Here is a 13,678-nt window from a genome sequence, read left to right as displayed (position 1 = left end):
CCGCGCAGGCGGGGATCCAGGAAGGCGCGCGCGCGGCGCGCTCTCCGGACGCCCTGGATTCCCGCCTCCGCGGGAATGACGGCGGGTGGGGGGCGTCGCCGCGGGAATGACGGCTGTGGGGGCCGCCTCCGCGCGAATGACGGCGGGAGAACTAGTCGTCGGCCTGCGACAGTTCCGGGAAGAGGATGTCGGTGAAGCCGAAGCGGCTGAAATCGCGCACCCGCATCGGGTACAGCTTGCCCTCCAGGTGGTCGCATTCGTGCTGCACCACGCGGGCATGGAAACCTTCGACTTCACGTTCGATGGGACGGCCCTTCTCGTCGAAGCCCGTGTAGCGGATGCGGCGCCAGCGCGGAACGACGCCGCGCAGGCCCGGCACCGACAGACAGCCTTCCCAGTCCTCTTCTTCCTCATCGCCGATCGGCGTGATCCGCGGGTTGATCAACACGGTGCGCGGCACCGGCGGTGCGTCGGGATAGCGGGGGTTGGGCGCGTCGGTGCCGAAGATCACCAGCTGCACGTCCTCCCCGATCTGGGGCGCGGCCAGGCCGGCGCCGTTGGCGGCGCGCATCGTGTCCTGCATGTCCGCGATCAGTGCATGCAGTTGCGGCGTGTCGAACGCGCGTAGGGGTTGCGCCACACGCAGCAGGCGCGGATCCCCCATCTTCAGGATTTCACGTAGGGACATCGTTCAGGAGCATACGCGCAGGGTGCGCAACTGGTATCTTGTGGGGAAATGGAAAACGAAGCGCAGACGGCCCCCCGTGGACTCGCGGCCCCTGCTCGCTGGGCCCTGCAGGCGCTGGCGGGCGTGTGCGTGCTGCTGGGGCTGATCGGCATCGTCGTGCCGGTGCTGCCGACGGTGCCCTTCCTGCTGGTGGCCGCCTGGGCTGCCTCGCGCAGTTCGCCCCGGCTGCACCGCTGGCTGCTCACGCATCCGCGCTTCGGCCGCCCGCTGCGCGAGTGGGAAGAAGCCGGCATCGTGCCGCGCCCGGCCAAGTGGTTCGCCACCGGCATGATCGCGGTGAGCGGCCCGCTGATGGCCTACCTGGTCCCGGCCGGCTGGCGCAATCTGGTCCTGATCGGCCTGGTGCTGATGCTCGTCGTGCTGGTGTGGCTGTGGCGGCGGCCGGAGCATCGCCCGGGCAGCACGTCGTAGGCCGGCGCGCAGCGGAAGGTGAGCTGCGCGAACCCCGGCTTGCCGGGTGCGAAAACGCTGGGGTTCCGGCGCGAACCGCTGCGCGGTCGCGCGTCACCGCCAGCCTACGTTGGCGAAGCCCCCGAAAGCAGCCGGCGCAGGCCGTCTTCGTCCAGCACCGGCACGCCCAGTTCGCGCGCCTTGTCCAACTTGCTGCCCGCCTCCGCGCCGGCGACCACATAGTCGGTCTTCTTGCTGACGGACCCGGCCACCTTGGCGCCGGCGGCTTCCAGCAGTTCCTTGGCCTCGTCGCGTGAGAGCGCGGGCAGCGTGCCGGTCAGCACCACCGTCTTGCTGGCCAAAGGCCTGGGCGCCTGCACCGCCGGCTCGCCCTCTTCCCAGTGCAGCCCGCAGGCGCGCAGCTGCTCGATCACCTCGCGGTTGTGCGGCTGCTCGAAGAAGGCATGGATGCTCTCGGCGACCACCGGCCCGACGTCGGCCACTTCCAGCAACTGCTCCACGCTCGCGTCCATGATGCGATCGAGCTGGCCGAAGTGGCGGGCGAGGTCGCGCGCCGTGGATTCCCCCACGTGCCGGATGCCCAGCCCGTACAGGAAGCGCGGCAGCGTCGTCGACTTCGACTTCTCCAGCGCCGCGAGCAGGTTCTGGGCCGACTTGTCGCCCATGCGCTCCAAAGCGACCAGCCCCTGCAGGCCGAGGCGGTACAGGTCCGGCAGGACGCGGATCACGCCGGCATCGACCATCTGGTCGACCAGCTTTTCGCCCAGGCCCTCGATGTCCATCGCGCGACGCTGGGCGAAGTGCAGGATCGCGTGCTTGCGCTGGGCGCCGCAGAAGAGACCCCCGGTGCAGCGATGGTCGGCCTCTCCTTCCTCGCGCACGGCGGCCGATCCGCACACCGGGCAGGTGGCCGGCATGTGGAACTCCTGCGCGCCCGGCACGCGCCTGTCCGGCACGACGGCGACCACCTCCGGGATCACGTCGCCCGCCCGGCGCACGATCACCGTGTCGCCCACGCGCACGTCCTTGCGATGCACCTCGTCCTCGTTGTGCAGCGTCGCATTGGTCACCGTCACGCCGCCGACGAACACCGGCACCAGCCGCGCCACCGGCGTGAGCTTGCCGGTGCGGCCCACGTAGACGTCGATGGATTCCACCGTCGTGAGCTGTTCCTGCGCCGGGAACTTGTGGGCGACCGCCCAGCGCGGCTCGCGCGTCACGAAACCGAGCTGCTTCTGCAACGCCAGGCTGTTGACCTTGTAGACCACACCGTCGATGTCGAAGGGCAGGCTGTCGCGCTCGCGCCCCACGGCCTGGTGGTAGGCCACGAGTTCCTCGGCGCCGCGGGCCAGCACGGTGCGTTGCGAGACGGGGAAGCCCCAGGCCGCGAGCGCCTGCAGCAGTTGGTGGTGCGTCTCGAAGGCGGGGCCGCCCTCGATCTCGCCCCAGCCGTAGGCGTAGAAGCTCAGGGGGCGCTGGCGGGCGATGGCGGGATCGAGCTGGCGCACGGCGCCGGCGGCGGCGTTGCGCGGATTGACGAAGGTCTTCTCGTTCTTCGCGCCCCGGGCGATCTTCTCGCGCTGCAGCTCGTTCAGGCGCTCGAAGTCGTCGCGCCGCATGTAGACCTCGCCGCGGACTTCGAGGATCGGGGGCACCCTCACCCCCGCCCTCTCCCGCAAGCGGGAGAGGGAGTGCTTCGGTGTTGCTCCCTCCCCCTCTGAGGGAGGGTTGGGGTGGGGGCGCTCCCCGAGCCGCAGCGGAATCTGCCCGACCGTCCGGATGTTCTGCGTCACATCCTCGCCGATCTCCCCATCGCCGCGCGTGGCCGCCTGCACCAGCACGCCGTCTTCGTAGCGCAGGTTGATCGCCAGGCCGTCGAACTTGAGTTCGGCCACGTATTCGATCGGCGGATCGTCCTCCTTGAGCCCCAGCTCGCGCCGCACCCGGGCGTCGAAGTTGCGGGCGCCGCTCGCCTCGATGTCGGTCTCGGTGCGGATCGACAGCATGGGCACCTTGTGGCGCACCTTGGCGAAGGCGTCCAGCGCCTTGCCGCCGACGCGCCGGGTGGGCGAATCCGGCGTCGCCAGCTCCGGATGCTGCTCCTCCAGCGACTGCAGTTCGGCGAACAGCTTGTCGTATTCGGCGTCCGGGAGTTCCGGCGCGTCCAGCACGTAGTACTGGTGGGCGTGGTGGTGCAGCAGTTCGCGCAGGGCGTCGGCGCGTTCACGGAGCTTGGCAGGGATCATGAAAACAGGCGCCGCGCCTGCGGCGAGCCCGCCGAGAGGTCGCGCGCATCCAGCGTGTCGTACAACTGCTCCAGGTCGGCGCCGATCACGTCCAGCGCCTCGGGCGGGATCTCGCGGCCGTCGTCGTCGGTGATCAGGCCGTCCATGGCGGCGGCCAGCGCGCTCGCCGCGTCCCGCATGCGCACGAAGGGCTGCTCGGTGCGCGGGACCTGCGGCACGTCCAGGCTCAGGGTCAGCTCGCGGATGGCCGATTGGGCCGGATCGTCGGCCAGCGCAGCCTGGCTGGAGAACGCGAGGCCCAGCAGCGGCGGGCCACCCGGCACGCCGGCCGGCAGCACCAGCCGGCCCGGGATGGCGCCGGCAACGAAACCCAGGCGCGCGGCGTTCTGCTGCACGTAGCCCGGGCTCCAGGCGGCATTGCGAGCCCGCAGTGTGAAGCCCAGTTGCGCGTCGTGGGCGCCGGCGAACTGGTCCAGTTCGCGTGCCCGCGCCACCTCATCGCGCATCTCCGGGAAAACCGCTTCGCCGTTCACCGCGTCGGCAAACGCCTGGGCCTTGATCACGAATTCCGAGAACTCGATCTCGTTGAGCGCGCCCTTGCGGTTGGCCAGCTGCACGCCGGCCTGGAACGCCGTGTAGCGCTGGCCGGCGCGCGGCGTCTCCCATTCCTGCGTGGCCTCGTTGCGGCCCTCGATCGCGAAGGGCTTGCTGCCGGCACGCCGCGTGGGCGGCAGGACGGACAGGGCCAGCTCGCCGGACACCGGCCCATCGAGGGCGATCGGGGCCAGCACGTCGATCAGGGCATCGAGCCCGGGGCGTTTCTCCGGCAAGGGCAGCGGGGCGAGCGGAGCGTCGTCGAAGACGGGCTCCTTGCGCTCCGGCGGCGATTCGACGCTCGCGCCGGCCGCGGCGGCGGCCTGCGGCTGGCGCGGCGTGTTGCGGCGGGTCGTCCAGGCGTTCCAGGCGACGAGCAAGGCGAGGACGAAGCCGCCGAGAAGGGCGACGCCGAGAGTGAAGTTGCTCATGGGGAGCCCTCACCCCGGCCCTCTCCCGCAGGCGGGAGAGGGAGGAAGAAGCGCGACGCGAGCATCATGCGGCTTCGGCCATCGACACGGCGGATTCCATGTCCACCGCCACGATGCGCGAGACGCCCTGCTCCTGCATGGTCACGCCAATGAGCTGTTCGGCCATCTCCATCGCGATCTTGTTGTGGCTGATGAAGAGGAACTGCGTCTCCTTGCTCATGCTGCCCACCAGCTTCGCATAGCGCTCCGTGTTGGCGTCGTCCAGCGGCGCGTCCACCTCGTCCAGCAGGCAGAAGGGTGCCGGATTGAGCTGGAAGATCGCGAACACCAGCGCGATGGCGGTCAGCGCCTTCTCGCCGCCCGAAAGCAGGTGGATGGTCTGGTTCTTCTTGCCGGGTGGCTGCGCCATCACCTGCACGCCGGAATCGAGGATCTCCTCGCCGGTCATGACCAGCCGCGCGTTGCCGCCGCCGAACAGCTCGGGGAACATGCGGCCGAAGTGGCCGTTGACGGTCTCGAAGGTGCTTCCCAGCAGCTCGCGCGTTTCGCCGTCGATCTTGCGGATCGCGTCCTCCAGCGTCGTCATCGCCTCGGTCAGGTCCTTCGACTGCGCATCGAGGAAGGACTTGCGCTCGCGCGCCGTGCTCAGCTCCTCCAGCGCGGCGAGGTTCACCGCGCCCAGGGCCGCGATCTCGCGGTGGATGCGCTCGATCTCCGACTGCATGCCGGCCAGGCGCACGTTGTTCTCCGCGACCGACTTGCCCACGGCTTCGAGGTCCGCCTGCGCATCCACCAGCATCTGCGTGTACTGCTCCAGGCCCAGGCGGGCCGCCTGCTCCTTCAGCTGCAGTTCGGTGATCCGCTGGCGCAGCGGATCGAGCTCGCGTTCCAGCTGCAGCCGGCGCTCGTCGCTGGCGCGCAGCTTGGCAGTGAGATCGTCGTACTCGCTGCGCTTGGCGCCCAGCACCTGCTCGCGCTGCGACTTCAATTCCAGCGCCGACTGCAGGCCCGCCTGCGCGGCGGCGTCGGTCAGGCGCGCCAGTTCCGCGGCGGCGCGTTCTTCCTCGCCGGCGAGCGAGCCGGCCTGCTGGGTCGCCGTCGCGATCGCCCGCTGCAGTTCGCCGCGCCGTGCCTCCAGCGCCCGCTGGGCGAACTGCGCTTCCTGCGCCTGGCGCTCCAGGCTGCGATGCTGCTCGCGCGACTCGGCGACCTTGCGCTCGGCCTCCATCACGCGCTCGTCGAGCTGCGCATGCCGCTCCTGGCTGTCGGCCAGCTGCATGTCCAGTTCCTCGAAGCGCGCTTCGGCCGCCACGCGGCGCTCCTGCAGTTCTTCCAGCAGCGCATCGACCTCGGCGAGGTCGGAGCCGATCTGCTCGCTGCGGGCGCGGGTCTGTTCCGCCAGCTGCGACAGGCGCAGCGTTTCGACCTGCAGTTCGTGGGCGCGGCCCTGGTTCTCGGCGGCTTCGCGGCGGGCCCCGGTGAGGCGCTGGGCGGCGTCGCTGTACGCCGCCTCGGCGCGCACCAGGGCCGAGCGGGCTTCCTCGGTGATCAGCGCCTGCGCGCGCAGCTGCTTCTCGAGGTTCTCGATCTCCTGCTGGCGCGCCAGCAGGCCGGCCTGCTCGGAGTCCTGGGCATAGAAGCTGACGCTGTGCGCCGTGACCGCGTGGCCCGACTTCACGAACAGGGTCTCGCCGGGGCGCAGCTTGTCGCGCGCGGCCAGCGCCTCCTCCAGCGAAGCAGCGGTGTAGCAGCCGTGCAGCCAGTCGGCCAGCAGCGCCTTCTGGCCCGCATCGTTCAGGCGCAGCAGGTCGGCCAGCCGCGGCAACGTCGCGGCGGCTTCGGGCGTGCCGGCAGCAGGCGCGTGGTAGAAGGCCAGCCTGGCCGGCGGCGCATCGCCGGCGAAGGCCCGCACCATGTCCAGGCGCGAGACTTCCAGTGCGTTCAGGCGCTCGCGCAGCGCGGCTTCGAGCGCGCTTTCCCAGCCCTGTTCGATGTGGATCTTCGTCCACAGGCCCTGCAGGCCGCCCAGGCCGTGCCTGGCCAGCCAGGGCTGCAGCTTGCCGTCGGTGCGCACCTTCTCCTGCAGCGCCTTGAGCGCCTCCATGCGCGCCGACAGGTCGGCCTGGCGCGCGCCCTGCGCATTCACGTCCTGCTGCCGGCCCCGGCGGTCCTCGTCGAGCTGCGGCACCTGCTCCTGCAGTTCGTGCAGCCGGGCGTCGGCCGTCTCGGCGGCTTCCTGCGCGGCGGCCAACTGCTGCTGCAGGTTGGCCAGGCGCTGCTCGTCGGGGGCGGCGAGCGCGTTGCGGTCGGTCACCAGCCGCTCGCGCCGCTGGTTCAATTGCCGCGACTGTTCCTCGATGTTGCGCTGGTCCGCCGCCAGCACCTGGATCTGCTGCTGCACCTGCGTGACGGCGACGCGCTGCTCGGACGCGCGGGACTGCGCCTGCCGCAGGGCATCCTCGAGGTCGGGCAGCTGCATGCCCTGCTCCTCGACCTGCGCCGCCAGCAGGGTCGCCCTTTCCTCGCCCTCCAGGGCCAGCGCCGCCAGGTTCCCGGTCTCCGCCTCGGCTTCGTCCTTGCGGGCGGCCCACTGCGCCGCCTGTTCCTTGAGCTGCACCAGCCGCTGCTCCACCCGCTGGCGGCCTTCGACCACGAAGCGGATCTCGGCTTCCAGCCGCCCGACCTCGGCGCTGGCCTCATAGAGCTGGCCCTGGGCCTGGTTCACCTGGTCGCCGGCGGCATAGTGCGCCTGGCGGATCGTCTCGAGCTCGCTCTCGACGCGCCGCAGGTCCGCCACGCGCGCCTCGAGCTCGTTGACGGCCTTGTCGGCATCGGCCTTGATGCGCGCCTGGTCCGTCTCGGCCTCCGCGCGCTTGAGGAACCAGAGCTGGTGCTGCTTCAAGGTGACGTCGGACTGCAGCTGGTTGTACCTGGCGGCCACCTCGGCCTGCTTCTCCAGCTTTTCCAGGTTGGAGTTCAGCTCGCGCAGGATGTCCTCGACGCGCGTGAGGTTCTCGCGCGTGTCGTGCAGCCGGTTCTCGGTCTCGCGCCGGCGCTCCTTGTACTTGGAGACGCCGGCGGCCTCTTCCAGGAACAGGCGCAGCTCCTCGGGCTTGGACTCGATGATCCGGCTGATCGTGCCCTGGCCGATGATGGCGTAGGCGCGCGGCCCCAGGCCGGTGCCGAGGAACACGTCCTGCACGTCGCGCCGGCGCACCGGCTGGTTGTTGATGTAGTAGCTGGACGTGCCGTCGCGCGTGAGCACGCGCTTGACGGCGATCTCCGCGAACTGGCTCCACTGGCCGCCGGCGCGGTGGTCGGCGTTGTCGAACACCAGTTCGACCGAGGAGCGCGAGGCCGGCTTGCGGGTGGTCGTGCCGTTGAAGATCACGTCCTGCATGGACTCGCCGCGCAGCTCGCTGGCCTTGCTCTCGCCCAGCACCCAGCGCACGGCGTCCATGATGTTCGACTTGCCGCAGCCGTTGGGGCCCACCACCCCCACCAGCTGGCCGGGCAGCATGAAGTTGGTGGGTTCGGCAAAGGACTTGAACCCGGAAAGCTTGATCGATGTGAGACGCACGGCCCCTCGCCCTTGTCGCAACGCAATGGACAGCGCCGGCGGGAGCGCGCGCGAGCGTCTCGCACGGCGCCCCACTGCCGGCGTCTACGGGGCACATGATAACTGCTGCCGTGCGCGCACCGGCGCGGTGCATGGCCCCTGCTGCACTGTCGCCAAAACCACGCGGAGTGCCAATTTTTTGGCAGGACCCAGGGTCATCCCTCAGACGCTTGCGGCTGGCACGTAACCAAATGTCGCCAGAATTGCAATCAAAACAGGGAGGGAGACATGAACACCCCGGTCGCCACCAGCTACCAACTGCTGTACGTGGCCATTTCCTATGGGATCTCGGTCCTGGGCGCCTTCGTCGCGCTGAACTCCGCCACCCGCATCGGGCAGGCGGACGGCAGCATCAGCGTCGGCAACACGATCGCCGCCGGACTCGCCCTGGGCGGCATCGGCGTCTGGGCCATGCACTTCATCGGCATGCTGGCGCTCAAGCTGGGCGTCGCCAGCAGCTACGCCATGGGCGAGACGCTGATCTCGCTGGTCGCCGCCGTCGTCGCCACGGCGCTGGCGCTGGGATTCGTCGCCCGGGCGCCGGAGCGCTTGGGCCGCCTGCTGGGCGCTGGCTTCCTCCTGGGCATGGGCGTGGTCGTGATGCACTACCTGGGCATGTGGGGCATGAAGATCTCCGGCTATATCCGCTGGGACGTCGGCGTGATCGCCCTCTCGGCGGTGATCGCCGTGCTGGCGGCCACCGCCGCCCTGTGGCTGGCCTTCAACACCGGCGGCGTCGGCATGCGCGTGCTGGCCGCCCTGATCATGGGCGTGGCGGTCTGCGCCATGCACTACACGGGCATGACCGCGGCCGAATTCATCTGCACCTCCGACCCCGGCATCGCACCGGACGGCTTCGGCTACGTCGGAGCCACCTCGCTGCCCTTCGTCGTCGGCCTGGTGGCGGTGGTGGTGGCGGGGCTGATCGCCGCGTACCACACCTGGCAGGACTCCGCGCTGTACGACATGGAGGAATTCGGCGTCTCGGTGCGCTGAAGGCCCCCCGGCCGCGCCGGCTTCTGGCAGAAAGAGGGCATGGCGGGCAAGGTCCTGATCGGCGTTTCGGGCTGGCGCTACACGCCCTGGCGCGGGCACTTCTATCCCACCGGGCTGGCGCAATGGCGCGAGCTGCAGCACGCTTCGCGGGTGTTCAACTCGCTGGAGTTGAACGGCTCGTTCTATTCGCTGCAGCGCCCCTCCAGCTATGCGATGTGGGCCGGGCACACGCCGCCCGGCTTCGTGTTCGCGGTCAAGGGCAGCCGCTACATCACCCACATGCTGAAGCTGCGCAACGTCGAGGTGGCGCTGGCGAACTTCCTCGCGTCCGGCCTGTTCGAGCTGGGGGAGAAGCTGGGGCCCATCCTGTGGCAGTTCCCGCCCATGATGCGCTTCCACCCGGAGCTGTTCGAGGCCTTCTTCCAGCTGCTGCCGAACAGCACCCACGACGCCGCGAAGCTCGCGCTGCAGCGCGACGCGCGCCTGCAGGGGCGCGAACGGCTGGAGCCCGGGCGCAACCGGCGCATCCGGCATGCGGTGGAAGTGCGGCACGAGAGCTTCGTCACGCCCGACTTCATCCGCCTGCTGCGCAAGTACCGCATCGCCTGGGTGGTGGCCGACACGCCGAAGCCCTGGCCGCTGTACGAGGACGTCACCGCCGATTTCGTCTACATGCGCCTGCACGGCTCCACCGAGCTGTACAACAGCCGCTACACGAGAGAGGAGCTGGAGCGCTGGGCGCGCTTCATCGGCGCGTGGCGCGACGGCGGCGAGCCGGACGATGCGCGCCTCATCTGCCCGGTGCGCTCACGCGAGCGCAGCGGGCGGGACGTCTACTGCTACTTCGACAACACGGACAAGCGCCATGCGCCCGAGAACGCCCGCGAGCTGATGGCGCTGCTGGACGTGGCGTGGCAGCCGGCCCCGGCGTGAGGCGTCAGCGGCTCTCGTGCAGGCAGAGGAAGTTGCCCTCCGTGTCCCGGAACCAGGCGCACTTCTCGCCGGCCATGTCGCAGACGTGTTCCACGGTCTTGAGCCCCGGGAAGTCGTAGTCCTCGAACACCACGCCGGCCTTCTCCAGGGTGCGGATGCCGTCCACGATGTCGCTCACCTCGAAGCTGAGCGCAGTGTGCTCGGCCTTCGTCCCGCCTTCCTTGGGCAGCAGCGCGATCGAGTATTTCTCCGTGTCGTACACCCAGGCCCCGTCGGGTTTGGCCGCGCCGTGGGAGAAGCCGAGCCGGGTTTCGTAGAAGGCCCGGGCGCGAGCGAGGTCCTTCACCGGCAGGATGGTGGTGGCCCTGGCTTGGGACAGAGGCAGCATGGCGGCTCCTTTGCAACAGCGGGGCTGCAAGGATAAATCCCTGCTGCCGGCGACGCAAAAGCCCGCGCGACCGAAGGAAGGCAACCCGGCCTTTTACCCTGGGGCGGCGGCGCCGGCCCGCCGCGGCTCCATCACGAGGAACCACAGCGGCGGCACGGCGGCCAGCAGGATGCAGCCCGCGTAGCCGGTCGGAAGCTGCGGCCCGGGCAGCGGCTCGAGCTGCCCGAACGGCTTCCAGGCGTGCACGTGATGGTCGGAATGCCGCTGCAGGTTCGCCAGCAGGCTGTTGGACACCACGTGGTCCGCATTCCAGGCGTGCGCCACGCCGAAAGGCTCGGGCCGGCCATCCGCCTGCAGGCGTCGCTGCAGGCCGTAGTGCTCGATGTAGTTCACGGTCTCCAGCAGCCACACCGCGAAGGCGCTCTGCACCAGCCAGAACGCCAGCAGCTTCCACTGCCCCGCGACGGCCAGCGCCAGCAGCCACGCGACGCTGGCACCGCTGGCCCAAGGCAGCGGACTCGCGGCCCACCCGCGGCGCCTGCGCTGCAGGTGCGCTGCCTCCAGTTCCCAGGCGCTGCGCAGGCTGCCGGCCAGGGTGCGCGGCAGGAAAGCCCACAGGCTTTCGCCGGGGCGCGCCGAGGCGGGATCGGCGGGGGTGGCGGCGCGCACGTGGTGCCCGCGGAAGTGCTCCACCATGAACTGCGGGTAGCCCACCGGCGTCATCAGCACCCAGGCCAGCGCGCGATCGGCGCGCTGCCGGCTGTGCCCCAGCTCGTGGGCGAAGGTGATGCCCTGCGCCCCGGTGACGAAGCCCACGGCGATGCCGACGCCGACGAGCGTGGGCCAGGAGGCATTCACGGCCGCCGTGGCGCCTGCGGACAGCAAGGCCAGTTCCAGCGGCACGAACAGGCGCAGCACCCAGCGCAGCGTGCCGCCATCGGCGTGCGGCGCCGGCGAACGGGCCAGGGCGGGCAGGAGCGCCTCCAGCGCGGCGATCAGGAACAGAACGCCGAAAGCCACGAGACCGGCCGTTTGCGGCCGGTGCGAGACCGAGTGCAGCGTCAGCGCGGGCAGCAGCAGCGCCAGCAGGAATCGCAGGTCACTGGCCCGCAGGGTGTTGGCCTTCATCGGCGCATTGGAGCGCCGCGCCCGGCGAAGGTCAATCGCGGGGCAGGGATAATCCGGGCATGAATCCCCTGCTGTCCCGGCTGCAGCCCTACCCCTTCGAGCGGCTGCGCCAACTGTTCGCCGGCGTCACGCCGAATCCCGCCCTGCGGCCCATCAGCCTGGGCATCGGCGAACCCAAGCACCCCACGCCCGCCTTCATCAAGCAGGCCCTCGCGGCCGCCATGGAAGTCCCGGGCAGCGACCTCGCCGGCTACCCGCCCACGGCCGGCACGCCGGAACTGCGCGCCGCCTGCGCCGGCTGGCTGCAGCGCCGCTACGGCCTGGCGGTCGATGCCGCGACGCAGGTCCTGCCCGTGAACGGCTCGCGCGAGGCGCTGTTCGCCTTCGCGCAGACGGTGATCGACCCGACGCGCCCGGCGGTGGTGGTCTGCCCCAATCCCTTCTACCAGATCTACGAGGGCGCGGCCCTGCTGGCGGGCGCCGAGCCGTACTACGCGCCCAGCGACCCGGCGCGCAATTTCGCGGTGGACTGGGACAGCGTGCCCGAAGCCACCTGGGCGAAGACGCAGCTGCTGTACGTCTGCTCGCCGGGCAACCCCACCGGCGCCGTGATGCCGCTGGAGGAGTGGCGCAAGCTGTTCGCGCTGCAGGACAGGCACGGCTTCGTCATCGCCTCCGACGAGTGCTACAGCGAGATCTACTTCCGCGACGAGCCGCCCCTGGGCGGCCTGGAAGCGGCGGCGAAGCTGGGGCGCGCGGACTTCCGCAAGCTGGTGGCGTTCACCAGCCTGTCCAAGCGCAGCAACGTCCCCGGCATGCGCAGCGGCTTCGTCGCCGGCGACGCGCGATTGATCAGGCAGTTCCTGCTCTATCGCACCTACCACGGCAGCGCGATGAGCCCGATCGTGCAGGCCGCCAGCGCCGTCGCCTGGCAGGACGAGCAGCACGTCGTCGCCAACCGCGAGCAGTACCGCCGCAAGTTCGCCGAAGTCACGCCGCTGCTGGAGCAGGTGCTGGACGTGCGGCTGCCCGATGCGAGCTTCTACCTCTGGGCCGGCGTGCGCGGCAGCGACACCGACTTCGCCCGCGACCTGCTGGCTCAATACAATGTGACGGTGTTGCCGGGCAGCTACCTCGCGCGTGAAGCGCATGGCTTCAACCCCGGCGCCGGCCGCGTGCGCATGGCACTGGTGGCGGACACCGCCGAGTGCCTCGAAGCCGCGCAGCGCATCGTGCAATTCGTGCAATCCAGGCCCTGAGAAATCCCCCCATGACCCAGCAGCTCCAGAACATCATCGACCAGGCGTGGGAAGACCGCGCCAATCTCTCGCCCAAGGGCGCGCCCAAGGAAGTGAGCGAGGCCGTCGACCACGTGATCGGCGAACTCAATACCGGCAAGCTGCGCGTGGCCACCCGCCAGGGCGTGGGCCAGTGGACGGTGAACCAGTGGCTGAAGAAGGCGGTGCTGCTGTCCTTCCGCCTGAACGACAACGTGCTGATGAAGAGCGGCGAGCTCGCCTTCTACGACAAGGTGCCGACCAAGTTCTCGCACCTGTCGGCCGACGAGATGGCCGCCACCGGCGTGCGCGTGGTGCCGCCGGCGGTGGCGCGGCGCGGCGCCTTCATCGCCCGGGGCGCAATCCTGATGCCCTCGTACGTGAACATCGGCGCCTACGTCGACGAAGGCACCATGGTGGACACGTGGGCCACCGTGGGCTCCTGCGCCCAGGTCGGCAAGAACGTGCACCTGTCCGGCGGCGTGGGCCTGGGCGGCGTGCTGGAGCCGCTGCAGGCGAACCCGACGATCATCGAGGACAACTGCTTCATCGGCGCCCGCTCCGAAGTCGTCGAAGGCGTGATCGTGGAGGAGAACTCCGTGATCTCGATGGGCGTGTACATCGGCCAGAGCACGCCGATCTACGACCGCACGACCGGCGAGACGCACTATGGCCGCGTGCCGGCCGGCTCGGTGGTGATCTCCGGCAGCCTGCCCAAGGACGGCGGCAAGTACAACCTGTACGCCGCCATCATCGTCAAGCGGGTGGACGCCAAGACGCGTTCGACGACCAGCCTGAACGATCTGCTGCGGGATTGAGACAAGACGCGGCAAATCGCCGACACAAAAGCGCCAAAACGCCGTCATTCCCGCGCAGGCGGGAATCCAGGGCTTTCGCCATCGGCGAT

The 13,678-nt window shown here is 70.1% G+C and carries 11 protein-coding genes; 5 read left to right on the top strand and 6 right to left on the bottom strand.

Annotated features, from left to right (window positions below; all coding sequences use genetic code 11):
* Positions 1–151: 151 nt before the first annotated feature.
* On the bottom strand, positions 152–688 hold the full coding sequence (gene def / locus JI746_RS20665) for a peptide deformylase (protein ID WP_201692173.1): 537 nt from the start codon (positions 686–688) through the stop codon (positions 152–154).
* Positions 689–736: 48 nt separating this feature from the next.
* Between def and JI746_RS20660 the strand changes: the two genes are divergently transcribed.
* Positions 737–1,159 (top strand): YbaN family protein, encoded by a 423-nt coding sequence (locus JI746_RS20660; protein ID WP_201692172.1) that lies wholly within the window; start codon positions 737–739, stop codon positions 1,157–1,159.
* 104 nt (positions 1,160–1,263) lie between these two features.
* Here the strand turns inward: JI746_RS20660 and ligA are convergent, their stop codons facing one another.
* The 3 genes from ligA to smc form a co-directional block, all read right to left on the bottom strand.
* On the bottom strand, positions 1,264–3,405 hold the full coding sequence (ligA, locus tag JI746_RS20655; protein ID WP_201692171.1) for an NAD-dependent DNA ligase LigA: 2,142 nt from the start codon (positions 3,403–3,405) through the stop codon (positions 1,264–1,266).
* Entirely contained in the window at positions 3,402–4,430 is a 1,029-nt protein-coding gene (locus JI746_RS20650) for a cell division protein ZipA C-terminal FtsZ-binding domain-containing protein (RefSeq protein ID WP_201692170.1), read from the bottom strand. Before JI746_RS20650 ends, ligA begins: the two co-directional genes overlap by 4 nt.
* A 64-nt stretch (positions 4,431–4,494) precedes the next feature.
* On the bottom strand, positions 4,495–8,010 hold the full coding sequence (smc, locus tag JI746_RS20645; protein ID WP_201692169.1) for a chromosome segregation protein SMC: 3,516 nt from the start codon (positions 8,008–8,010) through the stop codon (positions 4,495–4,497).
* A gap of 267 nt (positions 8,011–8,277) precedes the next feature.
* Between smc and JI746_RS20640 the strand changes: the two genes are divergently transcribed.
* Positions 8,278–9,045 (top strand): MHYT domain-containing protein, encoded by a 768-nt coding sequence (locus JI746_RS20640; protein ID WP_201692168.1) that lies wholly within the window; start codon positions 8,278–8,280, stop codon positions 9,043–9,045.
* 39 nt (positions 9,046–9,084) lie between these two features.
* Positions 9,085–9,978 carry a DUF72 domain-containing protein gene (locus tag JI746_RS20635; protein ID WP_201692167.1) on the top strand — a complete coding sequence of 298 codons (894 nt, stop codon included), beginning with the start codon at positions 9,085–9,087 and terminating at the stop codon, positions 9,976–9,978.
* Between the two features lie 4 nt (positions 9,979–9,982).
* On the opposite strand, the gene JI746_RS20630 is transcribed toward JI746_RS20635, so the two are convergent.
* Together JI746_RS20630 and JI746_RS20625 are read right to left on the bottom strand one after the other, a co-directional pair.
* Entirely contained in the window at positions 9,983–10,366 is a 384-nt protein-coding gene (locus tag JI746_RS20630; protein ID WP_201692166.1) for a VOC family protein, read from the bottom strand.
* Between the two features lie 93 nt (positions 10,367–10,459).
* Positions 10,460–11,494: an alkane 1-monooxygenase gene (locus JI746_RS20625; protein WP_201692165.1), complete on the bottom strand. Its 1,035-nt coding sequence runs from the start codon at positions 11,492–11,494 to the stop codon at positions 10,460–10,462.
* A gap of 59 nt (positions 11,495–11,553) precedes the next feature.
* Between JI746_RS20625 and dapC the strand changes: the two genes are divergently transcribed.
* Positions 11,554–12,753: a succinyldiaminopimelate transaminase gene (dapC, locus tag JI746_RS20620; protein ID WP_201692164.1), complete on the top strand. Its 1,200-nt coding sequence runs from the start codon at positions 11,554–11,556 to the stop codon at positions 12,751–12,753.
* A gap of 11 nt (positions 12,754–12,764) precedes the next feature.
* Positions 12,765–13,589 carry a 2,3,4,5-tetrahydropyridine-2,6-dicarboxylate N-succinyltransferase gene (gene dapD, locus JI746_RS20615; RefSeq protein WP_201692163.1) on the top strand — a complete coding sequence of 275 codons (825 nt, stop codon included), beginning with the start codon at positions 12,765–12,767 and terminating at the stop codon, positions 13,587–13,589.
* Positions 13,590–13,678 lie beyond the last annotated feature (89 nt).

This window comes from Ramlibacter alkalitolerans (genome assembly GCF_016722765.1).
In the GTDB taxonomy this organism is placed as follows: Bacteria; Pseudomonadota; Gammaproteobacteria; order Burkholderiales; family Burkholderiaceae_C; genus Ramlibacter; species Ramlibacter alkalitolerans.
The sequence above is the reverse complement of the archived record's forward strand: the minus strand, read 5'-3'. Positions and strand labels throughout refer to the sequence as shown.

Coding starts and splice junctions, on each gene's coding strand:
- def (WP_201692173.1), bottom strand. CDS start 688: ATGTCCCTACGTGAAATCCTGAAGATGGGGGATCCGCGCCTGCTGCGT.
- JI746_RS20660 (WP_201692172.1), top strand. CDS start 737: ATGGAAAACGAAGCGCAGACGGCCCCCCGTGGACTCGCGGCCCCTGCT.
- ligA (WP_201692171.1), bottom strand. CDS start 3,405: ATGATCCCTGCCAAGCTCCGTGAACGCGCCGACGCCCTGCGCGAACTG.
- JI746_RS20650 (WP_201692170.1), bottom strand. CDS start 4,430: ATGAGCAACTTCACTCTCGGCGTCGCCCTTCTCGGCGGCTTCGTCCTC.
- JI746_RS20640 (WP_201692168.1), top strand. CDS start 8,278: ATGAACACCCCGGTCGCCACCAGCTACCAACTGCTGTACGTGGCCATT.
- JI746_RS20635 (WP_201692167.1), top strand. CDS start 9,085: ATGGCGGGCAAGGTCCTGATCGGCGTTTCGGGCTGGCGCTACACGCCC.
- JI746_RS20630 (WP_201692166.1), bottom strand. CDS start 10,366: ATGCTGCCTCTGTCCCAAGCCAGGGCCACCACCATCCTGCCGGTGAAG.
- JI746_RS20625 (WP_201692165.1), bottom strand. CDS start 11,494: ATGAAGGCCAACACCCTGCGGGCCAGTGACCTGCGATTCCTGCTGGCG.
- dapC (WP_201692164.1), top strand. CDS start 11,554: ATGAATCCCCTGCTGTCCCGGCTGCAGCCCTACCCCTTCGAGCGGCTG.
- dapD (WP_201692163.1), top strand. CDS start 12,765: ATGACCCAGCAGCTCCAGAACATCATCGACCAGGCGTGGGAAGACCGC.